The organism is Actinoallomurus sp. CA-150999, assembly GCF_050942425.1.
In the GTDB taxonomy this organism is placed as follows: Bacteria; Actinomycetota; Actinomycetes; order Streptosporangiales; family Streptosporangiaceae; genus Actinoallomurus.
In genome coordinates this window covers 246,668-271,802 of record NZ_CP192063.1, presented here as the reverse complement: position 1 = coordinate 271,802, position 25,135 = coordinate 246,668, and the positions used below count along the sequence as shown (strand labels likewise).

At 70.3% G+C, this 25,135-nt stretch carries 22 protein-coding genes; 13 read left to right on the top strand and 9 right to left on the bottom strand.

The window, feature by feature from the left end; all coding sequences use genetic code 11:
• From ACQP2O_RS01405 to ACQP2O_RS01395, 3 genes are all read right to left on the bottom strand, one after another.
• Entirely contained in the window at positions 1-1,158 is a 1,158-nt protein-coding gene (locus tag ACQP2O_RS01405) for a CU044_5270 family protein (protein WP_433179311.1), read from the bottom strand.
• Complete coding sequence (locus ACQP2O_RS01400; protein ID WP_433179310.1) at positions 1,151-1,756, bottom strand: RNA polymerase sigma factor; 606 nt, start codon at positions 1,754-1,756, stop codon at positions 1,151-1,153. The genes ACQP2O_RS01405 and ACQP2O_RS01400 overlap by 8 nt, the downstream gene beginning before the upstream one ends.
• A 118-nt stretch (positions 1,757-1,874) precedes the next feature.
• On the bottom strand, positions 1,875-2,804 hold the full coding sequence (locus tag ACQP2O_RS01395) for a hypothetical protein (protein ID WP_433179309.1): 930 nt from the start codon (positions 2,802-2,804) through the stop codon (positions 1,875-1,877).
• A gap of 593 nt (positions 2,805-3,397) precedes the next feature.
• Here ACQP2O_RS01395 and ACQP2O_RS01390 point away from each other — a divergent pair.
• From ACQP2O_RS01390 to clpB, 6 genes are all read left to right on the top strand, one after another.
• Positions 3,398-4,150, top strand: a complete 753-nt coding sequence (locus ACQP2O_RS01390; protein ID WP_433179307.1) for a C39 family peptidase — start codon at positions 3,398-3,400, stop codon at positions 4,148-4,150.
• 291 nt (positions 4,151-4,441) lie between these two features.
• Positions 4,442-6,298, top strand: a complete 1,857-nt coding sequence (gene dnaK, locus ACQP2O_RS01385; RefSeq protein ID WP_433179306.1) for a molecular chaperone DnaK — start codon at positions 4,442-4,444, stop codon at positions 6,296-6,298.
• 49 nt (positions 6,299-6,347) lie between these two features.
• On the top strand, positions 6,348-7,037 hold the full coding sequence (gene grpE, locus ACQP2O_RS01380) for a nucleotide exchange factor GrpE (RefSeq protein ID WP_433179305.1): 690 nt from the start codon (positions 6,348-6,350) through the stop codon (positions 7,035-7,037).
• A 35-nt stretch (positions 7,038-7,072) separates the two neighbouring features.
• A complete protein-coding gene (gene dnaJ / locus ACQP2O_RS01375) occupies positions 7,073-8,233 on the top strand; it encodes a molecular chaperone DnaJ (RefSeq protein ID WP_433179304.1) in 1,161 nt (386 codons plus the stop codon).
• Positions 8,234-8,238: 5 nt separating this feature from the next.
• Complete coding sequence (locus tag ACQP2O_RS01370; protein ID WP_433179303.1) at positions 8,239-8,679, top strand: heat shock protein transcriptional repressor HspR; 441 nt, start codon at positions 8,239-8,241, stop codon at positions 8,677-8,679.
• On the top strand, positions 8,680-11,268 hold the full coding sequence (clpB, locus tag ACQP2O_RS01365; protein WP_433179302.1) for an ATP-dependent chaperone ClpB: 2,589 nt from the start codon (positions 8,680-8,682) through the stop codon (positions 11,266-11,268).
• 114 nt (positions 11,269-11,382) lie between these two features.
• On the opposite strand, the gene ACQP2O_RS01360 is transcribed toward clpB, so the two are convergent.
• Positions 11,383-12,834, bottom strand: a complete 1,452-nt coding sequence (locus tag ACQP2O_RS01360; protein ID WP_433179301.1) for an amidase — start codon at positions 12,832-12,834, stop codon at positions 11,383-11,385.
• Between the two features lie 242 nt (positions 12,835-13,076).
• Between ACQP2O_RS01360 and ACQP2O_RS01355 the strand changes: the two genes are divergently transcribed.
• From ACQP2O_RS01355 to ACQP2O_RS01340, 4 genes are all read left to right on the top strand, one after another.
• Positions 13,077-13,355, top strand: coding sequence for an acyl-CoA thioesterase (locus tag ACQP2O_RS01355; RefSeq protein WP_433179300.1), 279 nt, complete (start codon positions 13,077-13,079; stop codon positions 13,353-13,355).
• 26 nt (positions 13,356-13,381) lie between these two features.
• A complete protein-coding gene (locus ACQP2O_RS01350; protein WP_433179299.1) occupies positions 13,382-13,882 on the top strand; it encodes a DUF5946 family protein in 501 nt (166 codons plus the stop codon).
• Between the two features lie 80 nt (positions 13,883-13,962).
• A complete protein-coding gene (locus ACQP2O_RS01345) occupies positions 13,963-14,973 on the top strand; it encodes a hypothetical protein (RefSeq protein ID WP_433179298.1) in 1,011 nt (336 codons plus the stop codon).
• A gap of 169 nt (positions 14,974-15,142) precedes the next feature.
• Entirely contained in the window at positions 15,143-15,325 is a 183-nt protein-coding gene (locus tag ACQP2O_RS01340; protein ID WP_433179297.1) for a hypothetical protein, read from the top strand.
• Between the two features lie 439 nt (positions 15,326-15,764).
• Here the strand turns inward: ACQP2O_RS01340 and ACQP2O_RS01335 are convergent, their stop codons facing one another.
• Entirely contained in the window at positions 15,765-16,505 is a 741-nt protein-coding gene (locus ACQP2O_RS01335) for a TetR/AcrR family transcriptional regulator (RefSeq protein ID WP_433179296.1), read from the bottom strand.
• A 147-nt stretch (positions 16,506-16,652) separates the two neighbouring features.
• On the opposite strand from ACQP2O_RS01335, the gene ACQP2O_RS01330 reads away from it, so the two are divergent.
• Entirely contained in the window at positions 16,653-18,152 is a 1,500-nt protein-coding gene (locus ACQP2O_RS01330) for an MFS transporter (RefSeq protein WP_433179295.1), read from the top strand.
• 46 nt (positions 18,153-18,198) lie between these two features.
• Here ACQP2O_RS01330 and ACQP2O_RS01325 read toward each other — a convergent pair whose 3' ends face one another.
• The gene (locus tag ACQP2O_RS01325; protein ID WP_433179294.1) at positions 18,199-19,140 is read right to left on the bottom strand and encodes a helix-turn-helix transcriptional regulator; all 942 of its coding nucleotides are present in this window, start codon (positions 19,138-19,140) and stop codon (positions 18,199-18,201) included.
• Between the two features lie 118 nt (positions 19,141-19,258).
• Here ACQP2O_RS01325 and ACQP2O_RS01320 point away from each other — a divergent pair, with 118 nt between their 5' ends.
• Together ACQP2O_RS01320 and ACQP2O_RS01315 are read left to right on the top strand one after the other, a co-directional pair.
• Positions 19,259-20,386, top strand: a complete 1,128-nt coding sequence (locus ACQP2O_RS01320) for an epoxide hydrolase family protein (protein ID WP_433179293.1) — start codon at positions 19,259-19,261, stop codon at positions 20,384-20,386.
• Between the two features lie 53 nt (positions 20,387-20,439).
• The gene (locus ACQP2O_RS01315; RefSeq protein ID WP_433179291.1) at positions 20,440-22,008 is read left to right on the top strand and encodes an alkaline phosphatase D family protein; all 1,569 of its coding nucleotides are present in this window, start codon (positions 20,440-20,442) and stop codon (positions 22,006-22,008) included.
• A 90-nt stretch (positions 22,009-22,098) separates the two neighbouring features.
• Here the strand turns inward: ACQP2O_RS01315 and ACQP2O_RS01310 are convergent, their stop codons facing one another.
• The 3 genes from ACQP2O_RS01310 to ACQP2O_RS01300 all read right to left on the bottom strand — a co-directional run bounded on the left by ACQP2O_RS01310 (position 22,099) and on the right by ACQP2O_RS01300 (position 25,124).
• On the bottom strand, positions 22,099-22,665 hold the full coding sequence (locus ACQP2O_RS01310; RefSeq protein WP_433179290.1) for a tetratricopeptide repeat protein: 567 nt from the start codon (positions 22,663-22,665) through the stop codon (positions 22,099-22,101).
• 137 nt (positions 22,666-22,802) lie between these two features.
• Complete coding sequence (locus ACQP2O_RS01305; RefSeq protein WP_433179289.1) at positions 22,803-23,963, bottom strand: NYN domain-containing protein; 1,161 nt, start codon at positions 23,961-23,963, stop codon at positions 22,803-22,805.
• Positions 23,964-24,476: 513 nt separating this feature from the next.
• Complete coding sequence (locus ACQP2O_RS01300) at positions 24,477-25,124, bottom strand: alpha/beta fold hydrolase (protein ID WP_433179288.1); 648 nt, start codon at positions 25,122-25,124, stop codon at positions 24,477-24,479.
• Positions 25,125-25,135 lie beyond the last annotated feature (11 nt).

The window sequence follows — 25,135 nt, the reverse complement described above, 5'->3', positions numbered from 1 at the left end:
TTACTTGAACGGCAGAGCCGACGGCGGGGACGGCTTGTGATCGGTCCAGCCGGAGCTCCGCGTCAGCAGGTAATCGATCACGAAGCCGGGCTTGCGGCTCCGGTACTGGCCACCGGGGGTCAGTAGAACGGTCTGGTCCGCCAGGAGCGCCCCCGTGCCCTTGTCGAAGATGAGCTGAACCTGCTCGCGGTAGGCATTTTCCTTCCGGACCAGATGCCCGTCGGGGTTGGGCTGCCAGCCCGCTGACGGCTGGTCGACGGCGAGGGCGACGCCCTGGCGGCCCAGTGCGTCGGTCGCCGTCTCGATGGTGTGCACACCGGGCTGTGCGACCAGCGCGCGCATCAATCCGGCGCGTACCTTCGGCGGCAGCGGCGCACCCTCGAACAGGCTCGCCGCCAGCTCGAGCTTGTACGCGTTGCTCACCGGAGCCGGCCCCTTCGGCACCGGGCTCCCACTCGCGCCCGGTGGCCGTTTCCCTACGAGCGGGGTCAAGAACCGGCTCGCCAACGTCTCCGGATCGGTGGGAAGCCGGAGCACCTCCTGAGTCGTCAGCTCCCCACCCCTGAGGGGGAAACGGCCACCGGGCCGCCGCCCTCCCTTGTCCTCTTCCCAACGGCTCGCGTGGCGCGTGTACGTCATGGGGGAGCCGTTCGACAGCACGCGGAAGCTCCTCGGCGCTCCCGCCCGGCGCCAGGCGGCCTCGTCCTCCGGGGTCGCCGGCCGCGCGGGCAGGTCCCGCCCGTAGAAGCGGCCACCGCTGCTCTTGGCGGCCCCGGTCCACTCGAAGGTTTCCAGGTGCGCTCCGATGATGGCGTACCCGTCTTTGAGCAGGTACGACGCTCCGGAGATCTGGTCGGAGTACCAGTAGCCGCCCATGGGCTGGCTCTCGGCCCTCTCCGCCGCGGCCAGGAACACGGCCTTGCCGCCGAGCGGTAGCGGCGTCGGGATGGAACGCTTCGGCGCGCCGCCGGTCGTGCCCAGGGCCAGCGCGACCGCGGTCGCCGCGGCGACCAGGCCGAGACCGGGCAGGGTCCAGCGCAGCCGTGGCGCGCGGCGCCGACCGGCGCCGGTCGCGCGCAGCCGAGCCTGGGCGACCACTCGGGCCTTCGGGGGCGGGGCCTCGGGGAGGAGTTCCCGAACGGCCTGCAGTTCATCCATCGGTGGGTCCTTCCTGATCGAGCATGGGATCGACTCCACCCAGCGCCGTGCGCAGTTTTTTCCGAGCCCTGCTGAACCGCGAGGCGACCGTTCCGTACGGGACGTCCAGCGCCTGCGCCACCTCCTCGTAGCTGAGGTCGGCCAGGACGACGAGCAGCAGCACGTCACGCTGGTCGGCGGGCAGGTCGCCGACGCCCCGGGCCAGGCGGCCCTTCATCTGCTCGGCGCTCACCCTGGTGACGACCCGGTCCTCGTGCCCGCCGGCGGAGCGTTCGCCGCCCAACCGCCCCAGCGCACGGAACCTCCGTGCCTCCGACCGCCGGTGCTTGGCGATGAGATTCGTCGCGATGCCGTACAGCCAGGGCCGGGCGCTTTCCCGTGACAGGTCGAACTTCTTCCGCTTCCGAAACGCGGCGTGGAAGGTCTCGGCCGCGATGTCGTCGGCGGCGGCGCCGTCGAGGCGCCGGGCGACGTAACCGTGGATCTCCGCGAAGTACGCGTCGAAGATCACGCCGAACCGCTCCGGGTCATGCCAGGACCGCTCGATCACCGAAGCGTCGGTCCGGGCGTCCGGCCCGACGTCGGGGGGAGCGGCCATGGGGGGCTCCTTCATCTGATGCCTCATCTATTGGCGTGGATGACGGTCACCCCTTCTCCCCCGCAGCCCCGTGTCCCCTTCCCCTCTGTCGGGTTTCAGCTCTGGCGGATTTCAGCGTCTATTGGAAAGCCGACGTGTCGGGGCCGGGCGACTCGTTGGTCCAGCCCACCGACGTGTACACCTTCTCGGCCACCACCGCTCCCGCCGGACGGCGACCCGCGCCGGTGACGACCTCCTGGACGTCCAGCACGCGGCCCATGCCGGGATCGATGATCCAGCGCAGCTCGGTCCTGTCGAGGCCGAGTCCGCTGATCACGACGCCCTCCCCCGTACGGTCCAGCGTGTCCATGATCTTGCCCGCCGCTCGTACGCCCGGCAGGCCGGCCATCATCCGCAGGACGGCCGCGCGGATCTCCGGGCGGATCGGCAGGTCGGTCAGCAGCTGCGGCAGCACGATGTGCCCGTACACGGCCAGGCCGCCCTGGTGCACGGTCGCGAGCTTCGCGTCGATCTGGCGGCGCAGCACGGCGGGGTCCGTCGACAGGTTGTCCAGCCAGATCGGCGAGACCGGGACGTCCGCGAGGCGGTAGTCGGTGGCGGCGGCGAGGTGAGCGTCCCGCTCCGCCGGTCCGGACCCGGCCGCGCAGATCCGCGCGCTGGTGGAGTACGCCGGCCACCCTCGAGACGGCAGGCCGCCCTGATCCGCCCGCTCCTGCGCGGTGAGGGGGCGGGCGCCGAGGCACCGCCGGTACGCGACGGTCTGCCCCCCGCCGGGTCCGGCGAGCCAGATGCCGTCGCGCACTCGCACCTCGATGGGGCCCTCCCCGCTGCCGTTCGTGGCGTTGAGCGTGTACCGCCCGGTCTCGATGACCCGCCAGTACCGCCCGGTGGTCAGATCCGGGCGGTGGCCCAGGGCGGTGGCCGCCGCGAGGAGGATGTCCCGGCCGGTGGGCGGACCATGCCGTCGGGGCTCCTGGGCCGACGATCCGACCGACAGCGCGACCGCGACCATCGCTCCGGTGACGGCCAGGCCGAGCGGGACTCCCACGCCAAGACGCGACCGACCGCGCCGACGATCGCCTCGCGAAGGGGCGGAAGGGTCATCCTCGGTGTCACCGGCGACCCGAGTCAGGTCCATCACGCGTCAGTCTCCCTTCCCGCCGGCGCGACGGCACCGCTCCGGCCATACCTCGGGGAGAGGCCCACGCTACGGAGCCCCTCTGTCACTCCGGGCCCGCTGCGGGAACCGTCTCCTCTTAAGTCTCCCGATGGGCGCGATCGAGTTCCCGGCCTACCGGGGCGTTTCGCACCATCTGAAAATCCCTGGGATGCATGTCCCCGATGTGTACGGATGCGCCTCCTCTGACGGTTCAGCCGTCTCAGCATCGTTTGAAGGGGAGCGAGGACGGAGGGGACAGGTGTGCGGGCCGGACATCGGCGAGCCGCCGCATGACGTCGTTCATCGCCACTCGCTCTCCCGTGGCCGGGGGCTTGTTCACGGCGAAGTGGCCGCGGGACGACGAACGTTACGGCGAATGATCGCGATCTTCGGTGAGCAGCGGCTTTTCGCCAGCGTCGAAACCAGGGCGAAGACGGCGGTCCGATGCCACCCTTGAGGCCGCCGATCCGGGGAGCGTCAGGGTGGACAGCGCGTCACGTCGTCGATGGGCGACCGGAGTCGCGGCGGCCGTCGCCGCGATCGCCGCCGGCACGATCGTCATCGTGGAGACCCGCGGAGAGGGCCGGGCCCACGGCACGGCGGTCAGGACGCCGAAAGCGTCGGCGTCCCTCGCGACCCCGAGCCCGCCGGCCTCGTCCCTGCTGCCGCTGACGGGACGGCTCCAGGCCAATCCGTACTACGCGGAACCCGCCGCGGCGGCGATCAGTCTCAGCACCTTCGGCATCACGGTCGACCAGTCCGCGGTGGCCAAGAAGATGAAGATGAACCGGCGCGGTTACGCCTCCAAGAGCATCGACGGCGTCGTCAACGGCTATCTCCACGACACCCCGTACCAGGTCAACACCGCCGGCGGGCCGGACAGCGAGCCCGACTTCGTCATGAGGGAGGTGGCGTACGACGTCGGCGTCCTGCGGCGGGCGCCGATGGTCGCGGTCTGGGGGGAGCGGCTGCCGTGGCGCAAGGACACCACGCGAGGCCGGCGGGTCGACCATATGGTGGTGGCGTTCGGCTATGACCGGTCGAAGGGCACCGTCGCCGTCTTCGACCCGTGGCCGGAGAAGGGCGGCCCGCACACGCTGAGCGTGGCGGCACTCGCCAAGGCGCTGCAGACCGGCGGCCTCTGCTTCATCTACAAGCGGAGCTGGTCGTGGAATACCCGCACGGCCACGCCCGGGGTGAGCCCCAGCGTCTCGTCCAGCAGCAGTCCGGCATGACGTCACCGCGTGCCCGACCGGGTCCGCTCAGGTCGTGACGAATGCGGCGTACGGGTCGCGCAGCGGCGTGGCCCGGGCGGCGAACTCCTCTTTGATCTGCATCTCTTGCCGAAGATCCAGGAATTCTCCCCTGCTCGGGAACAGCACAGGCCTGCTGCCCGTTGTACGAGGCAGCAAAGTTGAGTCAACCGGACTCAAGTCATTTGACAGTTATGGAGCCGCTTGGCAGTCTTGCGTCTGCTGGACTCAGCTTCATCGACTTAGCAAGCTCACAGTCGGAGGAACCAACTCATGGCACGTGCGGTCGGTATCGACCTTGGAACGACCAACTCGGTCGTCGCGATCCTGGAGGGTGGCGAGCCCACCGTCATCGCCAACGCGGAGGGGTCGAGGACCACGCCGTCCGTCGTCGCCTTCGCCAAGAACGGCGAAGTCCTGGTCGGCGAGGTCGCCAAGCGCCAGGCGGTGACCAACGTCGATCGCACCATCCGGTCGGTCAAGCGCGAAATGGGCACCGACTGGAAGACCACGATCGACGGCAAGGACTTCACGCCGCAGCAGATCAGCGCGTTCGTGCTGCAGAAGCTCAAGCGCGACGCGGAGGCATACCTCGGCGAGAAGATCACCGACGCGGTGATCACCGTCCCGGCCTACTTCTCGGACCACCAGCGGCAGGCCACCAAGGAGGCCGGTCAGATCGCGGGCCTCAACGTCCTGCGCATCATCAACGAGCCGACGTCCGCGGCCCTGGCCTACCACCTGGAGAAGGAGGGCGAGGCCACGATCCTCGTCTTCGACCTCGGTGGCGGCACCTTCGACGTCTCCCTCCTCGAGGTCGGCGACGGCGTCGTCGAGGTCAAGGCGACCAACGGCGACAACCACCTCGGCGGCGACGACTGGGACAGCAAGGTCGTCGACTGGCTGGTCACCAAGTTCAAGAACGCGCACGGCGTCGACCTGTCCAAGGACAAGATGGCGCTGCAGCGGCTCCGTGAGGCCGCCGAGAAGGCCAAGATCGAGCTCTCCAGCTCGTCGGAGACCAGCATCAACCTGCCCTACATCACGGCCTCGGCCGAGGGCCCGCTGCACCTGGACGAGAAGCTCACCCGGGCCGAGTTCCAGAAGATGACGTCCGACCTGCTCGACCGCTGCAAGAACCCGTTCCAGCAGGTCATCAAGGACGCCAACATCAGCGTGAGCGAGATCAACCACGTTGTTCTCGTCGGCGGCTCGACCCGCATGCCCGCCGTCGCGGAGCTCGTCAAGGAGCTGACCGGCGGCAAGGAGGCCAACAAGGGCGTCAACCCGGACGAGGTCGTCGCGGTCGGCGCGTCCCTGCAGGCCGGTGTGCTCAAGGGTGAGGTCAAAGACGTCCTGCTGCTGGACGTCACGCCGCTGAGCCTGGGCATCGAGACCAAGGGCGGCATCTTCACCAAGATCATCGAGCGGAACACCACCATCCCGACCAAGCGGTCCGAGGTGTTCACCACCGCCGACGACAACCAGCCGTCCGTGGAGATCCAGGTCTACCAGGGCGAGCGCGAGATCGCGGCGTACAACAAGAAGCTCGGCACCTTCCAGCTGACCGGCCTTCCGCCGGCGCCGCGCGGTGTCCCGCAGATCGAGGTCACGTTCGACATCGACGCCAACGGCATCGTGAACGTCGGCGCCAAGGACCTCGGCACCGGCAAGGAGCAGTCGATGACCATCACGGGCGGGTCGGCCCTGCCCAAGGACGACATCGACCGCATGATGCGCGAGGCCGAGCAGTACGCCGAGGACGACCGCACGCGCCGCGAGGAGACCGAGACCCGCAACAACGCCGACACCCTCGCCTACTCCACGGAGAAGTTCCTCCGGGAGAACGACGAGAAGATCCCGGCCGAGGTCAAGACCGAGGTCCAGTCGGCGCTGGACGAGGTCAAGAAGGCCCTCGAGGGTACGGACGTCGACGCGATCCGCACCAGCTCCGAGAAGCTGGCCCAGGTCAGCCAGAAGATGGGCGCCGCGATGTACGCCCAGAACCAGGCGAGCGCCGAAGGCCCGACGGCCGACGCGCAGGCCCAGGGCGAGCAGCCGAAGGACGACGAGGTCGTCGACGCCGAGATCGTGGACGACGACAAGGACACCAAGGGCGGCGCGGCGTGACCGGGGTCGTCCCCCCACACCGTGACGAACTGGTACTTGAGGAGGAAGCGTGACGGAGCGTCGTGACGACGCCGAGGAGCGCCAGGGCCCGGTGATCCGCGACAAGCGGCGCATCGATCCCAAGACCGGTGAGGTGCGGGAGCCGGCGAAGTCGGCTCCCACGCCCCCCACCGAGAAAGCGCCCTCCGGCACGGACGGAGAAGAGGTCGCGAAGCTCAAGAAGGAGCTGTCCGAGCGCACGACCGACCTTCAGCGGCTGCAGGCGGAGTACTCCAACTACCGCAAGCGGGTCGACCGGGACCGTGCGGCCGTGCGCGAGCAGGCCCTGGCGTACGTCCTCGGCGAGCTGCTGCCGGTGCTCGACGACATCGGGCGGGCCCGGGAGCACGAAGAGCTGACCGGGGGTTTCAAGCAGATCGCCGAGTCCCTCGAGGGCATCGTCGGCAAGCTCGGCCTGGAGTCGTTCGGCACGGCCGGTGAGCCGTTCGACCCGAACGTCCACGAGGCCCTGATGCACTCCTACTCCGATGAGGTCGAGGAGCCGACGGCCGTTCAGATCCTGCAGTCGGGGTACCGCATCGGCGAGCGGACCCTCCGGCCCGCGCGGGTCGCCGTGGCCGAGCCGACCGCGGACCTCGGTCCGCAGGCCGAGCCGGAGGCGAAGGCAACGGCGGAGAGCACGGCCGACGGTGACAAGCCGGAGGCCGAGTCCGGCGTCGACGGCGCCGACGACGACTGAGACGAACACCGACAGGGAAGAGGTAAGGGACGCCGGTGAGCACCAAGGACTTTCTCGAGAAGGACTACTACAAGGTCCTCGGTGTTCCGAAGACCGCAACCCAGGACGAGATCAAGAAGTCCTACCGCAAGCTGGCGCGGCAGTACCACCCGGACGCCAACCGCGGCGACGCCGAGTCCGAGGAGAGGTTCAAGGAGATCTCCGAGGCCTACGACGTGCTGTCCGACGAGAAGCGCCGTAAGGAGTACGACGAGGCCCGCAGCCTGTTCGGCGGGGCCCGCCGCCCCGGCGGCGGTGCGCAGGGCGGCTTCGGCTTCGACCTGGGCGACCTGTTCGGCGGCCAGGCCGGTGGCACGACCGGCACCGGCGAGCGCATCGGCGACCTGTTCGGCGGGCTGTTCGGGGGTCGCCGTACGACGACCACGCGGCGTCCCCGTCGGGGCACCGACGTCGAGTCCGAGGTCACGCTGACGTTCAGCGAGGCCTTGGAGGGCAAGACGGTGCCGCTGCGGCTGACCAGCGAGGCGGCATGTCCCACCTGCCGGGGCACCGGCGCCAAGGCCGGCACGGTGCCCCGGGTGTGCCCCCGCTGTGAGGGCACGGGGCAGGAGAGCCGCAACGCGGGCGGGTTCGCCTTCTCCGAGCCCTGCCACGAGTGCCACGGGCGGGGCCTCGTGGTCGACGACCCGTGTCTCACCTGCCACGGCAGCGGGCGGGCGCAGAGCACCCGGACCATCCAGGCGCGCATCCCGGCCGGGGTGGGCGACGGGCAGCGGATCCGGCTCAAGGCCAAGGGCGCGCCGGGCGAGAACGGCGGCCCCAGCGGTGACCTCTACGTCGTCGTGCACGTCACGGGGCACAAGGTGTTCGGCCGGTCGGGCGACAACCTGACCGTGCTGGTCCCGGTGACGTTCCCCGAGGCGGCGCTCGGCGCGGAGATCAAGGCACCGGTCCTCGGCGGCCAGCCGGTGACCCTGCGGATCCCGGCCGGCACCCCCAACGGGCGCACCTTCCGCGTCCGCGGCAAGGGCGCGACCCGCCGCGACGGCACCAAGGGCGACCTGCTGGTGACCGTCGAGGTCCAGGTGCCGCAGAAGGTCGACGAGACCACGCGAGAGGCACTGGAGAAGATCCGCGCGAGCACCAACGGTGAGGACCTGCGCAGCGAGCTGCTGCGGATGGCGAGAGAGGAGTGATCGTCATGGACCCGTTCGGCGACGACAGTCCGGTCTACGTCATCTCGGTGGCGGCTCAGCTGTCCGGGCTGCACCCGCAGACGCTCCGCACGTACGACCGGATGGGCCTGGTGTCCCCCGGTCGTACGGCCGGACGCGGGCGCCGCTACTCCATGCGCGACATCGTCCTGCTGCGGGAGATCCAGCGGCTGTCCCAGGACGAGGGCATCAATCTCGCCGGTATCAAGCACATCCTCGACCTCCAGCGCGAGTCCGACGTGCTCCGCACCGAGGTGGCACGCCTCCGCGCACTGGTCGAGGAGCTGAGCAACGAGCTGGAGTCCACGCGCGCCGTGGCCGCCCGGCTGGCAAAACTGAAGAACGCCCACGGTTCCGACACTGGAGCCGACCTGGTGCCGATCCGGCAGACCAGCGTGGTGCTGTGGCGGTCGCGGGGGGAGGAATAAGTGGATTACAAGCTGACCCAGAAGAGCCAAGATGCCGTCTCGGTCGCGGTACGACGTGCCGCGACGGAGGGCCACCCCCAGGTCGAGCCGGTGCACCTGCTGGTCGCGCTGCTCGGCCAGGCCGACGGCATCGCCGCGCCCCTGCTCGAGGCCGTCGGCGCGGACCCGCAGGCCATCCGGCGCCGAGCCGAGGAGCAGATCGCGGCGCTGCCGAAGGCCGCCGGCTCGACCGTCAACGCGCCGGACACCTCCCGGCTGCTGCTCAAGGTGCTGAACACCGCCGCCAACCGGGCCAAGCAGCTCGAGGACGAATACGTCTCCACCGAGCACCTGCTCGTCGGCCTGGCCACCGACGGCGGTCCCGTCGCCACCCTCCTCAGGGAGAACGGCGCGACGCCCGACGCGCTGCTCGAGGCGTTCGAGAAGGTCCGCGGTCACGCCCGCGTGACCAGCGAGAACCCCGAAGAGACCTACCAGGCGCTGGAGAAGTACGGCGTCGACCTGACCGCGCAGGCCCGGGACGGAAAGCTCGACCCGGTCATCGGCCGCGACACCGAGATCCGCCGCGTCGTCCAGGTGCTGTCGCGCCGTACGAAGAACAACCCGGTCCTCATCGGCGAGCCCGGCGTCGGCAAGACGGCGGTCGTCGAGGGCCTGGCCCAGCGGATCGTCGCCGGTGACGTGCCGGAGACGCTGAAGAACAAGCGCCTCATCTCCCTCGACCTGGGCGCCATGGTCGCGGGCGCGAAGTTCCGCGGCGAGTTCGAGGAGCGCCTCAAGGCGGTCCTGAACGAGATCAAGCAGAGCGACGGCCAAGTCGTCACGTTCATCGACGAGCTGCACACCGTCGTCGGGGCGGGCGCGGCCGAGGGCGCCATGGACGCGGGCAACATGCTCAAGCCCATGCTGGCCCGCGGCGAGCTGCGGATGATCGGCGCGACCACGCTCGACGAGTACCGCGAGCGGATCGAGAAGGACCCGGCGCTGGAGCGGCGCTTCCAGCAGGTCCTCGTCGGCGAGCCGACGGTCGAGGACACCATCGCGATCCTGCGCGGACTCAAGGGCCGGTATGAGGCGCACCACCAGGTGCAGATCTCCGACGCCGCCCTCGTCGCCGCCGCCGCGCTCTCCGACCGGTACATCACCGCCCGGTTCCTGCCCGACAAGGCCATCGACCTGGTCGACGAGGCCGCCTCCCGGCTCCGCATGGAGATCGACTCGCGGCCCGTCGAGATCGACGAACTGCAGCGCTCCGTCGATCGGCTCAAGATGGAGGAGCTGGCCCTCGAGAAGGAGTCCGACGAGGCGTCCAAGCACCGCCTCGAACGCCTCCGCGCCGAGCTCGCCGACAGGCAGGAGCACCTCAACGCCCTCGTCGGCCGCTGGGAGCGGGAGAAGGCCGGGCTGAACAAGGTCGGTGAGCTCAAGAAGCGCATCGACGACCTGCGCGGCCAGGCCGAACGCGCCCAGCGCGACGGCGACCTGGAGACCTCCGCCCGCCTGATGTACGGCGAGATCCCGGTGCTGGACAAGCAGCTCGCCGAGGCGTCCGAGGCCGCCGAGACCCGCGAGACCATGGTCAAGGAGGAGGTCGGCGCCGACGACGTGGCCGAGGTCGTGTCCTCGTGGACCGGCGTCCCCGTCGGCAGGCTCCTCGAAGGCGAGACCACCAAGCTGCTCCGCATGGAGGACGAGCTCGGCAACCGCCTCATCGGGCAGGCCGACGCCGTACGCGCCGTGTCCGACGCCGTACGCCGGGCGCGGGCGGGCGTCTCCGACCCCGACCGGCCGACCGGGTCGTTCCTGTTCCTCGGCCCGACCGGCGTCGGGAAGACCGAGCTTGCCAAGGCGCTCGCCGACTTCCTGTTCGACGACGAGCGGGCCATGGTCCGCATCGACATGAGCGAGTACGCCGAGAAGCACTCGGTCGCCCGCCTCGTCGGCGCGCCTCCCGGCTACGTCGGGTACGAGGAGGGCGGCCAGCTCACCGAGGCGGTCCGCCGCCGCCCGTACTGCGTCGTCCTGCTGGACGAGGTCGAGAAGGCCCACCCCGAGGTCTTCGACGTCCTCCTGCAGGTGCTCGACGACGGACGGCTCACCGACGGCCAGGGCCGTACGGTCGACTTCCGCAACACGATCCTGATCATGACGTCGAACCTCGGCTCCCAGTTCCTGGTCGACCCGGCCCTGGACAACGGAGCCAAGCGCGACGCCGTCCTGAACACCGTACGGGCGAGCTTCAAGCCCGAGTTCCTCAACCGGCTCGACGACGTCATCATCTTCGACGCCCTGTCGACCGAGGAGCTCACGAAGATCGTCGACCTGCAGATCGACCGCCTGGCCCGCCGCCTCGCCGACCGTCGCCTGACCCTGACGGTCACCGACGCAGCGAGCGAGTGGCTCGCCCTCACGGGTTACGACCCGGCGTACGGCGCCCGCCCGCTCCGCCGCCTCGTACAGAGCGCGATCGGCGACCAGCTGGCGAAGGAACTGCTGGCCGGCGACATCCGCGACGGCGACGAGGTCATCGTCGACCTGGACGAGGGCGCCGACACGTTGACCGTCAAGCCCGCCGTCACCGTGAACTGACCGCTCCACCTGATCGAGGGGCCCGCGCGCAAGCCGGGCCCCTCGTCATTCATTTCCGGCGCCGCAACGGAACGGACAGGCCGCCAAGACCTCGAAGGCCCGCAGCCGCCCGCCCTACTTCGGTGCCTGGAAGCCGCCGATCTTCTGCTCGAGCAGTTCGGCCAGCCGAAGCGGGGTGCGGTCCTCGAACATCGGACCGATGAGCTGCACTCCGACCGGCAGACCCTCGGGGGACCGGCCCGTGGGTATGGCGGTGGCGGGCAGACCGGGCATGGTGGCCAGACCGGCCCAGACGAGTTGGTCGAAATACGGGTACTCGACGCCGTCGATGTCGATGCGCCGTTCCAACGGATTGGGGTTGTGGTCGTGCGGGAACGCGGGCGTGGGCGTGATCGGGCACACCACGGCGTCGAACTCGGCGAAGAGCTGCCGCCAGCCGTGGCGGTGGAGCTCGCGGCGGTTGTTCGCCTCCATCCAGTCGCGGTGGCTGAACACCATGGCGCGCAGCCGCACGGCGTCAAGACTCTGGTCGTCCGCGCTCAGTCCGGCGACGCGGGTCCGCAGCTGCTCGTACGATTCAATGGGAAAACGCGCAACGGAACCCGAAATCAGCAACTGCATGTAGAGCATCGCGGCTTCGGGCAGATCGGGCAGCAGCGGACTGTGCCGTTCGACGCGGGCACCGCCGTCGACGAGCGCGGCGGCCACCCGGTTCACGCCCGCCCGCACGGCGGACCCGGTCGGAATGAGCGGATGCTCGTCCAGGACCAAGACCCGAAAGTCGCAGAGCCGCTCGTGGCGGGCGGGCGGCAGTGCCAAACGGTGCGCCACGCCGAGCGTCAGCGGGTCCGGTCCGGCCATGACGTCGAGCAGGAGCGTGAGGTCGCGGGCGGTGCGCGCCATCGGACCGACGACGGCGAGGTCGAGGTCGACCGGCAATGCCGGCGCAGGCGGCGGGACCATACCGCGGTTGGCCGCCAGCCCGAGCGTCGGCTTGTGCGCGTAGACGCCGCAGAAATGCGCGGGGGTGCGCAGCGAGCCGGCAAGATCGGAGCCGATGGACAGCGCGCCGAACCCGGACGCCAGGGCCGCCGCCGACCCGCCGGAGGATCCACCCGACGTACGACTGTGATCCCACGGGTTATTGGTGGTGCCGTAGATCTCGTTGAAGCTCTGTATATCCTGCAGCCCCAACGGCACATTGGTCTTGCCGAGCACCACCGCGCCCGCGGCCTTGAGTCGCGACACCTGCACCGCGTCCTCGGCCGGCATGTAGTTCCGGTGCGGCGGCATGCCCCAGGTCGTGGGCAGCCCGGCGACGTTGTAGGACTCTTTGACCGTCACCGGAATGCCGAGCAGCGGCCCGTCCTCACCGCGGGCGCGCGCCTGGTCGGCACCGCGCGCGGCGGCCCGCGCACGGTCGAAGTCCGGCACACAGATCGCGTTGATCGTCTTGTCGTCCCGCTCGATACGGGCGATCGCCTCGTCGGTCAGTTCCGCCGAGGTCACTTCACCGGCGCGCAACGCAGCCGCGAGCTTTTCTGCCGTCTGAAAATTCCACTCCATGAATCCGACCGTACCGACCTCTGGAATAGGCCATAAAATGCTGTTTCACACAACGTGATGGACATCTCCGCCGCAGATCGCGCAAGGTCAAATTCGCGCCAATAGCTTCGGCGGCTCGCTGAAGGACACGACGGACAGCCCACGTCGACTCCGTACGCGTCTGGGAACTCCCCGTCCGAGCCGCGATCGTCGAGCCCTACAGAAACGGGCCTTGATCGGCTTCTGTGCCAGAGTGTCGCCAGGTGATCCTGGTGCGGCCGCAGATGGGTGTCGATGCACACGTCGACCTGGACTGGACGGCCGCCATCCGCTACCACGACCGGCCGGAGGTCCTGGTCAGCACCGCCCGGATCGGCGGCAAGAGCTTCACCCTCGGCTTCGCGTTCCGGCACGGCGGAGAGACGACCGCGACCGGCTCCATCGTCTACGTCGTGGTCGCCACCGACGGGTCGGGGACCATACCGCTGCCGCCCCAACTGGTCGAGGCGCTGGGAGAAGTCGCCCCGTTGACGGATCACTGAGACCCGTCATACACGCGGGTACCGCGATGTCCGGCGCGGTTGACCTTCCACCGGCTGGAGTCCATACGTTGGTGCTCATGACGCGCTGTCCCGAGTGCGGAGCGCCCGTGCGACCCCACTCGTGCGAAGACCTCTTCAACGTCGTGCTCGCGTTGGACCACTCTCGGCGCCCGCCCTGGGGTCCCCTGCACGGCGTCACCGCCGCCTGCTTCCTGCTCCAGCACCCCAGCCGCCTGCCCGCACCACACCGGGCCCGCCCCTGGGCGATCCTGCACACCTATCTCAACGATGGCCTCACCGCGGTCACGCCCCTGACCGAACGCTTGCGCCGCGCCAACTCCCACCAGAACCGGCATGTCGCGCTTCCCGACATCGGGGCCGTCGCGCCGGCCCTTGGTCCGACGCCTACGGCCTTCAGCGTCACCATCAATGACGTCGCCCAAGACGGCACGTTCCCCGCTGTCGGCTTTCCGAATCGCGTCAAGGCGTGGGCCATGGCCACCGTTGCCGGCTTGCGCTCTCCGTGACGTTCGTGCCCCTTACTCCATGACCGAGATCATCTGGAAATCGATCTTGCGAGACCGGCCGTCGCCCTAGGCTCCTGAGCATGCCCGCAGCCCGGTCCATCATCGTCAGCTCGCCTCCCCGCGGCAGGATCCACGATTTCGACCTCGTCGTCCTGGATGGTCGGCTGCTCTTCGTCGGCACCCATGACGTCAGCCGCCATGCCTGTACCTGGGACCCGGCGACCGATCTGTGGACGGAGTACCCGCTCGACAATCCCTGGGTCGACTGGGACGGCGACTACACCGAACTCACCGCGCTCGGCGCCGCGGTCGTGGACGGCCGGATCGTGATCGGCGGTGGCGGAGACCACCAGGGCTTCGCCATGTGGGACCTCCAGTCCGGCAAGGTGCGGCTGACCGCGCAGGAGGGCGGCGTGGACTCCACGGCCAGGGCCGACCTCGGGGGACGCTCAATGCTCGTCGTCGGAGGTTCGTCCTGCACGGACGTGCAACTGTGGGACCCGTCGGTCGCCGAATACGACGGCGATGAGGGGCTCGATCGGCCTTCGGCCTATGACTTCCAGATCCAGGTCGAGGAGTTGTACGCCCAGTCAGGCGCCGGCAGTGCCGTCGCGGCGGGAACGCTGGGGGATCGGCCGGTCGTGGTGGCCGGCGGCCACGACGGTGGGGTGCTCGTATGGGACATCGATGAGCAATGTTCCCTCGCAGAATTCGATGATCTCGACGAGACACTGACCGACTTCGCCCTGGCGGCCGTGGACGGCGGTACGCGCGTCGTGGCGGCGGGCGGGCAGAGCCTGCTGCTGGGCGATCCCGAAACCGGTGAGTGGGACGAGCCGCTCGCCCTCCCCGGTGGCGACGTCTCGTGCCTGGACACGGGCTCGGTGATGGGCCGTCCGGTCGCCGTCACCGGCGCCAAGAACGGCACGATCTGTGTCTGGGATCTGGCCGAGCGCCGACTGCTCGGCGAGCCGTTCCGCGAATACGACAGCGAGGTGTTCGGCGTCCGCCTGACCGAGCTCGGCAGCCGTCCCGTGGTCATCGCCGCAGCCCACGTCGACTCCGTACGCGTCTGGGAACTCCCCCTATGACTTCCAGCTCTCCACCAGTCCACCCCTGAGCCGAGTCAGCGCGGTTCATCGAGCTGGGCCGCGGTGGCCACCGAGCCGGTACGGGACACGCACGACCGGCTCGGGCTCGGTTCAGCGACTCGCCTGTGTCACGGATATTAGGGCCACGCCGTTACTCTTCGTCGAAGTCGTGCTGCCGGTGATGACGTCTGAACGAATCGTCATCGTCGTCCTCTCTATGCTCGCTTCTGAAGCCAGCGCGCGTATGACTGGTTCGGGCTTCGTCATCGTCGTGATCGAAGTGATGGCGGCTCCGATGACGCCTGAATTCTTCATCGTCTTGGTCGTGCCGGCGTATCCGATTGATATTTGATCTGTCGGCATTCACGGGCTGCACCCGGAGAACACCGGCGGATTTACCGGACGGACGCAATTGCACCGCGTGTGCGGGCGCTGCGGCTACGCCGAGCGCGGCCGCCAGCATAGGGCCGGTCACGATCATCGTCTTGAGGACCATACGCTCCCCCTCGAATAGGGCAGGTGGCGCGCTACGCCACCCGCATCGCCATACCTCGCCATTGATACCCATAAGCGCGACCTCAGCGTCAATCCGGCCATATCTTTGCGGTATATCTACACCTTGGATTCAGCGCACATCCCACTAATCAGTGAGCGACTTCTCGAAATCCACACTAGTCCCGCACTATCCGCAAAGCGGAACAATTTCTCTAACGGTCAACCGCTTCCCGTATGCGGGAAATCAACACTTACGCGACAAACGGGCAGAGTCCGACCCGGCCCGCCGCAGCGGGTCAGGCGGGCGCGGGGCCGCCGGTGCGGGCGAGGGCGAGGCCGTCGAGGATACGGTCGAGGCCGTACGCGAACTCCTGCTCGCGGAGCCGTACGGGATCCTCGTCCGCGTGCGCGGTGAACAGCGCGCCGAGGCGCGGGTGTGAGCGGGTGAGTCCCTCGAGAGCGGGCTTCAGGCGCTCGGCCCACTCGTCCTCGGACTGGCCGCTGCGGGCGAGCATGGTCAGCCATGCCGCCTCGCTGCTCGTCATCCCGATGACGTAGGCGAAGACGGCGCTCATCGCGCTGTTGGCCTCCGTCAGGGAGAACCCCGCGGCCTCCAGTGTGCCGAGCAGGTCCTCCGACAGGCGCATGAGGTTCGGCCCGTAGTTGGCCATCGCGCCGAGCATGGAGGCGATCCACGGGTGTCGCAGGATCACGGCGCGCAGGCCATAGGCGCAGGCGGCGGTCGCCTCGCGCCAGCGTTCCGGGTCGCTCATGTCGGGGGCCCGCAGCTCGCCGAAGACCTCGTCGACCGCCAGCTCGACCAGTTCGTCCTTGTTGGCGACGTGCCGGTACAGCGAGGTCGCGCCCGCGCCGAGGCGGGTGCCGAGCTTGCGCATGCTGAGCGCGTCGACGCCTTCCGCGTCGAGCAGCCGGACGGCCTCGGCCACGATCTGCCGTCGGCTCAGCGCCGGCTGCTCGCGCTTCTCTCGGCCGGGACGCGCCCATACCGACGGGATCGGCCTGTCATCGGTGGTCACGGCATCTCCTCCTCGTCGTTCTCACGAGCCTAGCGCACAGCGTATGCGGATGCGTACATCGTTCACCGCTTGCGCACAGCGTTCCGTCGTGCGTACAGTGTTCGCCAGTTGGCGCACACTGTACGCATCGTTCGAAGGGAAAGCGTGATGACTCGCCATCCACGCCGCTGGCTCATCCTGGTCGTCCTCTGCCTCAGCACGCTGGTGCTGGTCATCGACAACATGGCCCTCAACGTGGCGATCCCCGCGCTCACCGAGGACCTCGGCGCGAGCGCCCAGGACATCCAGTGGATCCTGGACTCCTACATCCTCGTGTTCGCCGGGCTGCTGCTGACGGCGGGAAGCCTGTCGGACCGGTTCGGCCGGCGGCGGATGATGGTCATCGGGCTGGCCCTCTTCGGCGGAGCCTCGCTGGCGGCGACGTTCGCCACCGGGCCCGGACTGCTGATCGCGGCTCGGGTGCTCATGGGTGTGGGCGGCGCGCTGGTGATGCCCAGCATGCTGTCCATCCTCATCACCGTGTTCGACGAGGCGGAGCGGCCGAAGGCGATGGCCGCGTGGAGCGCCGTCGCCATGCTCGGCCTCGTGGGCGGCCCGGTCGTCGGCGGTCTGCTCGTCGCCCGGTTCGGCTGGAGCGCGGTCTTCCTGATCAACATCCCGATCGCCGCGCTGGCGATCGTCGCGGCGGTCGTCCTCATGCCCGAGTCCAAGGGCCCCTGGCGCAAGCCCGACCCGCTCGGCGCGGTCCTGTCGGTCGTCGGCATGACGGCGCTCGTCTGGACGATCATCGAGCTGCCGAGGAACGGCTTCGGCCCCGCCACCATCGCCGGGACCGCCGTCGCCGTCGCCGCGCTCACCTGCTTCGTGATCTGGGAGACCCGCACCTCCTCCCCGATGGTTCCGCTGGGCCTCTTCCGCGACCGGAACTTCACCGGCGGCAGCCTCTCCCTCACCCTCGCGGAGATCGCCAACGGCGGCCTGCTGCTCGCGGCGACCCAGTACCTGCAGTTCGTCCTCGGCTACTCGCCCATGAAGACCGGGCTGGCGTTCATCCCGCTGGCGGTCGCCGCGCTCGTGTTCAACGGCATCGGCGCGAGCCTGGGTCAGAAGCTCGGGAACCGCGTCATGGCCGCCACCGGGCTGGTCATCACCGCGGCGGGGTTCGGCGTGCTGGCGACGGTCGCACCAGGCGACGGGTTCGCGGTGCTGGGCGTCGCGCTCGCCCTGATGGGCATCGGCGGCGGGCTGGCGGTGCCGGCGGCGATCACGGCCCTGATGGGCGCCGTCCCGGCCGAGCACGCCGGGGTCGGCTCCGCGCTGAACGACACGATCCAGCAGGCGGGCGCCGCACTCGGCGTCGCGATCCTCGGCAGCGTCCTGTCCAGCACCTTCACCGGCGCCATGCCCAAGACCGCCCCCGAGCAGGCCCGGCACTCGATCGGCGAGGCCCTCGCCATCGCCGCCCGGACCGGGAACACCGGCCTGGCCCACACCGCCCGCGACGCCTTCGCGACCGCGATGTCCACCACCTTCACGGCCGGCGCGGCCGGTGTCCTCGCCGCGGCGTTGCTCGCCCTCCTGGTGCTCCGCGGCCGCACGGCCGACCAGGCGGAGCAGGAGTCAGAGGCGGTGCTCACCGCCTCCTGAGACCCTCCTCGGTCGGGCCCCGCACGTCACGTGCGGGGCCCGACCGCTATCCGCCCGTGGCGCGGAGGGCGCGGGCCCCGAGCGCCCGCAGGTAGGCGACGAGTTCGGGCGGCTCGTGCACGGTGAACTCGCAGCCGAGCATCGTGAGCCGCTGGGCGAGCCATTCGAGGGTGTCCGCGTGGGTGCGCAGGCGGCAGCCGTGCGCGTCGATCGGCTCGACCTCGCCGAGCCGGGCCGCCGGGACCTCGTCGGCCGGGACGCGCAGGGTGACCAGTGCCCGGTACGTCGGGACCAGCGAGTAGAGCTTGCGCGTGACGTAGGCGGCCGCGTCCTCGTCGGGAAGCCGGCGGGGCGTGTTCGGCACGCCGGTCGGGCGCGGTCGCCGGACGCGGTCCATCCGGAAGATCCGCCAGTCGTCCCGGTCGAGGTCGTAGGCGACGAGGTACCAGCGGCGTCCCGCGGCGACCAGACGGTACGGCTCGACCAGGCGGTCGCCCTCGCCGCCGCCGCGCCGGTAGGCGAAGCGCAGGCCCCGGCGGCTCGCGACGGCGATGGCGACGGTCGTGAGGTCGTCCGGGTCGATGCTCGGGCCGGCCACGCCCAGCAGCGCGACCGTGGCGGCGTTCAGCGCGCCCACCCGCTGCCGCAGGCGCGACGGCAGTACCTGCTCCAGCTTCGCCAGCGCCCGCAGGGACGCCTCTTCGATGCCGCCGACCGGATGCCCGGCCGCGGTACGCAGGGCGACCGCGATGGCCACCGCCTCTTCGTCGTCGACGAGCAGCGGCGGCATGGCCGTACCGGCGACCAGGCGGTAGCCGCCCGCCGGGCCCATCGTGGCCTCGACCGGATAGCCGAGGTCGCGCAGCCGCTCGACGTCGCGGCGGACCGTACGGGGGCTGACCTCCAGGCGCTCGGCGAGCTCGCTGCCCGGCCACTCGCGTGGGGTCTGCAGCAAGGAGAGCAGCGTCAGCAGGCGGGCCGAGGTCACAGGCCGGGAGTCTAGGCCAGAATCCGACCTACATGGGGCATAGCGTCCGTCACGTCGTCGCGACCGCGAATCGGTCGGGGCGTACGACGTCGCAGACCTCCGAGACATAGGGCACACGATGAGCGAAGAGATCCGGCCGTTCCGCATCGACGTTCCGCAGGCCGAACTGGACGACCTGCGCGACCGACTGGCCCGTACCCGCTGGCCCGCGCAGCTGCCGGGCGAGGGCTGGAGCCGGGGAGTGCCGGTCGCCTACCTGAAGGACCTGGCCGAGTACTGGCGCGACGGCTACGACTGGCGCGCCCACGAGGCGCGCCTGAACGGCTTCCCCCAGTTCACGACCACGATCGACGGTCAGGACGTGCACTTCCTGCACGTACGCTCGCCGCACCCGGACGCGCTCCCGCTGATCCTCACCCACGGCTGGCCGAACTCCTTCGTCGAGTTCGTCGACCTGATCGGCCCGCTGACCGATCCGGGCGCGTACGGCGGTGACCCGGCGCAGGCGTTCCACGTGGTCGTGCCGTCGGTTCCCGGCTTCGGGTTCTCGTCGGCCCCGCGGGAGACGGGCTGGGACGTGACGCGGGTGGCCCGGCTCTGGGCGGAGCTGATGGACCGCCTCGGCTACCGCCGGTACGGCGCGCAGGGTGGCGACCTCGGCGCGTACGTCGCACCGGCGCTGGCGACGGTCGCCCCCGACCGCGTCGTCGGAGTGCACATCGACAGCGGCCTCGGGATCCCCACCGAGGACGACCTTCCGGAGCTGACCGAGGACGAGCGGGCCTTCTTCGGACAGATGGGGGAATGGGCCCGAGGCGTCGACCATCACGCGCTGCTGCGCGCCGCGCCGCAGACCTTCGCCTATGGCTGGAACGACTCGCCGGTCGCCCTGCTGGCGTGGATGACGCAGAAGTTCAAGGAGTTCGGCTACGCGGTGACCGTGCCCGAGGACGCCATCGACCGGGACCTGCTCCTGACCAATGTGAGTCTGTACTGGTTCACCGGGACCTCGGGGTCCTCCTCCTGGTTGATGTACAACAGCGAGCGGTTCGCCTGGCCGGAGGGGCAGTCGGCGGTGCCGACCGGCCTCTACAGCGGCCCGCCCGGCATCCGCCGCCTCGCCGAACGCCAGAACGACATCGTCCACTGGGGCGAGAACCGCCCCGGCAGTCACCACTTCATCGCCATGGAGCTCCCCGAGGTGTTCGCCGAGGACATCCGGGAGTTCTTCGGCAAGCTCCGCTGACGATCCCCGGCGAGGTGGACGCGGTCGGCCTCGGCGCGGTAGTCCGTTAGGTCATGACACGACTCATCCTCGGGCCGTTGCTGCGCCACGTCGGTGCGCGCACGGCGACGGTCTGGGTGGAGACCGATCGGCCGTGCGAGGTCCGCGTCCTGGACGCCGCGAGCCGTACGTTCACGGTCCACGGGCATCACTATGCGCTCGTGGACGTCGACGGCCTCGAGCCCGGCTCCGATACCCCGTACGACGTGCTGCTCGACGGTGAGCGGGCGTGGCCGGAGCCCGGGACGCCGCCCGGACGCATTCGCACCCGTACGCCCGGCGGGGCGCGGCGGTTCGCCGTCGGGTCCTGCCGGGTCGCGCCGACCTCGGAGGCGACGCACGGCGTCGACGCGCTGGCGGTGTGCGCGCGACGGCTCATGGCGGGCGACGAGCCGCCGGACGAGCTGTTGCTGATCGGCGACCAGGTGTACGCCGACGAGACGACACCGGAGGTACGGGAGTTCATCGCGGCGCGGCGTGACATCGAGGCGCCGCCGTACGCCGAGATCGCCGACTTCGAGGAGTACGCCCACCTGTACCGGCTGGCCTGGGGGACGGATCCGGCGGTGCGGTGGCTGCTGGCCACGGTGCCCAGCTCGATGGTCTTCGACGACCACGACATCCGCGACGACTGGAACACCTCCGAGGCGTGGCGGCGGGAGATACGGGCCCATCCCTGGTGGGAACGGCGGATCACCGCCGGACTCGGCACGTACTGGATCTACCAGCACCTCGGGAACCTGTCACCGGCGGAGCGCGCCGCCGACCCGGTCTACCAGGCGGTGCTCGCGGCCGACGGGGACGCCGGGAAGCTCGTGGACGAGTTCGCCGAGCGGGCGGACCAGGCGCCCGGCGAGGTCCGGTGGAGCTACGTACATGATCACGGGCGGACGCGGATCGTCGTCGTGGACAGCCGGTGCGGGCGCGTGCTGGAGGAGGGCCGGCGGGCGGTGCTCGACGACGCGGAGCTCGCGTGGTTCGGCGAGCAGTGCCGCGCCGACGTCGACCATCTCATCGTCGCGACGTCCCTGCCGTTCCTGCTGCCCGCGGCGATCCACCACATGGAGGCGTGGAACGAGGCCGTCGCGGGCGGCGCGTGGGGACGACGGGCGGCCGGGTTCGGCGAGCGGCTCCGGCAGACCCTCGACCTGGAGCACTGGGCGGCGTTCGACGCGTCGTTCCGGGCGGTGGCGGACATCCTGCTGGAGGTCGCGAACGGGCCGCGCCCGCCGGCGAGCATCACGCTGCTCTCCGGTGACGTCCACTACTCCTACCTCGCGCGAGTGCGCGGGACCCGTACGCCGATCTCCCAGGTCGTCTGCTCGCCGCTGCGCAACCCGCTGACGGGCCCGTTCAAGCTGGCCAACCAGGTCGCCTGCCGACGGGTTGGCGACCTGCCCGCGCGGGCGCTGGCCCGGCTCGCCGGCGTACGGAGACCGCCGCTCGGGTGGCGGGTCACCGACGGGCCCTGGTTCGACAACGCGCTGGCGACCGTGCACGTCGACGGAAGGACGGCGTCGGTACGTTGGGACGCCGCCGCCGAGGACCGGTTCCGCGAGCTCGGCCGTGCCCCTCTGTCGTGAATCCCCGATAAGCGGAATCGATGAATGCGCGTCCGGCCCGTCGCGCACCGCACGGGCGCGGTGTCGATGCGGGCCGGAGTCGCCGACGCGTCAGTGGAACTGCTGGTCCGGGGCGTCGTCGGTCTTCTTCAGCAGATCGTCGAGGAGCGCGTCGTACTCGTCCTCGGGGCGGCCGAGGTCGAGACGGCAGCGGTAGCGGATCCGCAGCAGGCCCTCGAGGGCGTCCGGATCGGACGACCGGGCGATGTCGGCGCCTTCGGTCGACCAGTCGTGCGCGCCGACCAGGTCGCCCTGCTCATGCAGCAGCTCGGCGACGGCGCGGAAGATCTCGGGGTCCTTCGGCGCGTCGGCGCGTACCTGCTCGATCAGTGCCCGCGCCTCATCGGCACGGTCCAATTCGAACAGGGCACCGGCGAGGTAGATGCGCGGATCGCCGTACGTCTCCCCGCCGTCGTCCAAGGCACCGCGGTAGGCCTCGGCCGCCCTGTCGTGCTCGCCCGCGTGCTGCCACTGTTCACCGGCCCGTAGCAACAGGCTGGCGCGGGAAACGCCGCCTGAGACGGTATCGGCCAACTCGACGAACCGTGTCGCCGCCGCGGCGTGATCACCGGTGCGGAGAGTCTCGAACTCGAGGTCATCGAGATCGTCTTCGGTCACATGCGTCACCTTCTAGACGCTACCCGGCGTACCTGCTGCGAATCTGGTCATTTCGGATGATCGCTCGACCAGAAGCCGACCCGGAGGCCGACCAGTAGCCGACCGGAGCGAACCGGCCGGTAGAGACGTTACCGCGATCAGCTGCGCCGCGAGCGTTCGAGCGCATCCCAGAAACCGCGTCGCAGTGCGTGGCGTACCTCGTCGTGGAGCAGAAAGTCGATCGGCAGGGACGAGCCCTGGAGCAGCCGCGCCTCCAGGTCCGACGGCATCCGCGGCTTGCGCGCCAGCACGGCCTCCAGCCAGAGGGCGGGGGCGTCCCGGGCGACCGACTCGCCGAAGTCCTGCCCTTCCTTGTGCGCCGCCTTCACGGCGTCGGCCAGCGTCGGGGTCGACTGCTGGACCGGGGACGGCGTGATCTGCTGGGGGCCGGTGTAGGGCCCGACGGGCTGCTGGGGGTACTGCGGGCCGGTGACGTTGCTGCCGGTCTGCGGCCCGGTCGACGGCGGAGCCGGCGGCGTCGGCGCCGCGTGCATCGGGGTCGAGCGCAGCGGCGGGGTCGGCGTGCTCGGCTGTCCGCTGCCGGAGGAGCCGGTGAGGCCGGAGGAGATCGTGTTCGTCGAGGAGCCGAGCTGTGACGGCGTCACGGTGATCGGCGTGCTCGGCGGTGCGGCGCCGTGCTGCGGCGACGGCCGCAACGGGGCCAGGGCGCCGCCCGAGCCGTTGGACGCGCCGTTGGCCAGCGGCGCGGCCGAGGTGTCGACCCCCGCCAGCAGATTGACGTACGGCCGGAGGTGCCCGGAGCCGATCTCGATGAGGTCGTCGCACTCCTGCCGGAGCACCCGGGAGATCGTCCAGTTGCCGTCGACGGCCACGTGCACGACCGTGACGCGGACGCCGAGGTCCTGCGCGTCGGCGATGACCTGGGCGAGATCCTCGTCGCCGCTCACGATGACGGCGTCGGCGACCCCGCCGTTGCGGGCCAGCGTCATGAGGTCGCGGTGTATCTCGGTGTCGACGCCCTCGCGGCGGCCCGGGCGGAGCCGGGAGAGGCGGAGCTTGATGCCCGGCAGGTCGGCCAGCGCGTCATGCTCCGGCGTGCGCCGACCCTCGACCGTCGCCTCGAACCAGTAGCAGCGCAGCAGCGGCAGGCCGGTGCGCTCCCGGGCGAGGTTGCCGAGGAGCTGGAGCAGGCCTCCGAAGTCGAACGACACCGATTCACGACGGCGGGTACCGTGCACCGCCATCGCGCCGTCGGCCAGCAGATAGCCGGCATCTACGAACAGCGCACAGCGATCCACGCGAACACCGCCCCTTTCTCGGCACGAGACCCTTATCAGTGACCCACGGGTGAGCTTTCGAGCCGGCGAGCGACCTCGGGAACCACAGCGTAGTGAAGTCCGTCGTCGGCGTGGGCCGATCCAGTGATTGGCTGCTCCACGAGATTATGAGGGAAATGCGGCTTTCCGCACCCTGGCGAGACCCCTCCTCCCGCGTGTCACCGTTGACTCGGTCGCTCGCCACTGTATGACGGGGCGCGCCGCGACACGGCTGACTTGGTGAGACGGCCGAGATCGGATGCCCGATGGGCGACGGTACCACCCGCTTCTTACAGGAGGAACATCTCGCCCGCCTGCCCCGACGGACACAGTGATCACCCCTCCGGGACAGGCGACCCGGACCGGATCTCTGGCGTGTCGCACGGCCAGCTGGCCAGCGATCAGCTCGGTCAGAGCGCCGCCGATCAGCTCGGTCAGAGGGCCGCGATCAGGTCGGTCAGAGCGCCGCCGACAGCTCGGTGAGGCGGTCCGCGATCAGAGGGCCGCGATCAGGTCGGTGAGGGCGCGCGCCGTCGCGAGCGGGTCGGTGACCGCGGCGAAGTGACCGGCGTCGACGGCGGTGACGGTCCAGCCGCGCAGCCGCGCCTGCGCGGCCGGACCGTCGTACGCCGGAGACGTGCGGAGGTACCCGCAGGGGGCGTCAGGCCAGTCCTGTGGCATCGGCAGCGTCTCGGTGAAGAAATCCTCCTCGCGCGGCCGGGACGGCACGCCCGCGGGCGGCTCCTCGTCCGGGAACCGGCCCCCGTTCTTCAACGACTCGGCGAACTCCGCGCCGAACGCCGTCGCCTGGTCCAGCCGGCTCGAACCCGCCGGCGGCGGAAGCTCGGCGTCCACGAAGACGTAGCCGCCGACGAGGCGGTGCGCGGCGCGCTGGGCGCCGCCGATCGGCGGCAGGAGCGGACCCGCCCCGCCATGGCCGACGAGGACGACGGGCGGCCGCACGCCCGCCTTGGTGATCTCCAGCGCGGCCCGCGCGACGTAGCGACCGGCGTACGGCGCCCGGTCGTCGTCGGTGATCTCCGGCACGACGACCTCGTACGCGCCGAGCGCCTCGGGGAGGGATCCCCAGGCGGACGCGGTGGTCAGCGGGCTGTGCAGCAGAACGACGGTGCCGGGTGTCATGGATAGAGTTT

Coding starts and splice junctions, on each gene's coding strand:
- ACQP2O_RS01330 (WP_433179295.1), top strand. CDS start 16,653: ATGACTCGCCATCCACGCCGCTGGCTCATCCTGGTCGTCCTCTGCCTC.
- ACQP2O_RS01405 (WP_433179311.1), bottom strand. CDS start 1,158: ATGGATGAACTGCAGGCCGTTCGGGAACTCCTCCCCGAGGCCCCGCCC.
- dnaK (WP_433179306.1), top strand. CDS start 4,442: ATGGCACGTGCGGTCGGTATCGACCTTGGAACGACCAACTCGGTCGTC.
- ACQP2O_RS01300 (WP_433179288.1), bottom strand. CDS start 25,124: ATGACACCCGGCACCGTCGTTCTGCTGCACAGCCCGCTGACCACCGCG.
- ACQP2O_RS01400 (WP_433179310.1), bottom strand. CDS start 1,756: ATGGCCGCTCCCCCCGACGTCGGGCCGGACGCCCGGACCGACGCTTCG.
- ACQP2O_RS01345 (WP_433179298.1), top strand. CDS start 13,963: ATGCCCGCAGCCCGGTCCATCATCGTCAGCTCGCCTCCCCGCGGCAGG.
- ACQP2O_RS01315 (WP_433179291.1), top strand. CDS start 20,440: ATGACACGACTCATCCTCGGGCCGTTGCTGCGCCACGTCGGTGCGCGC.
- ACQP2O_RS01360 (WP_433179301.1), bottom strand. CDS start 12,834: ATGGAGTGGAATTTTCAGACGGCAGAAAAGCTCGCGGCTGCGTTGCGC.
- ACQP2O_RS01350 (WP_433179299.1), top strand. CDS start 13,382: ATGTCCGGCGCGGTTGACCTTCCACCGGCTGGAGTCCATACGTTGGTG.
- ACQP2O_RS01320 (WP_433179293.1), top strand. CDS start 19,259: ATGAGCGAAGAGATCCGGCCGTTCCGCATCGACGTTCCGCAGGCCGAA.
- ACQP2O_RS01370 (WP_433179303.1), top strand. CDS start 8,239: ATGGACCCGTTCGGCGACGACAGTCCGGTCTACGTCATCTCGGTGGCG.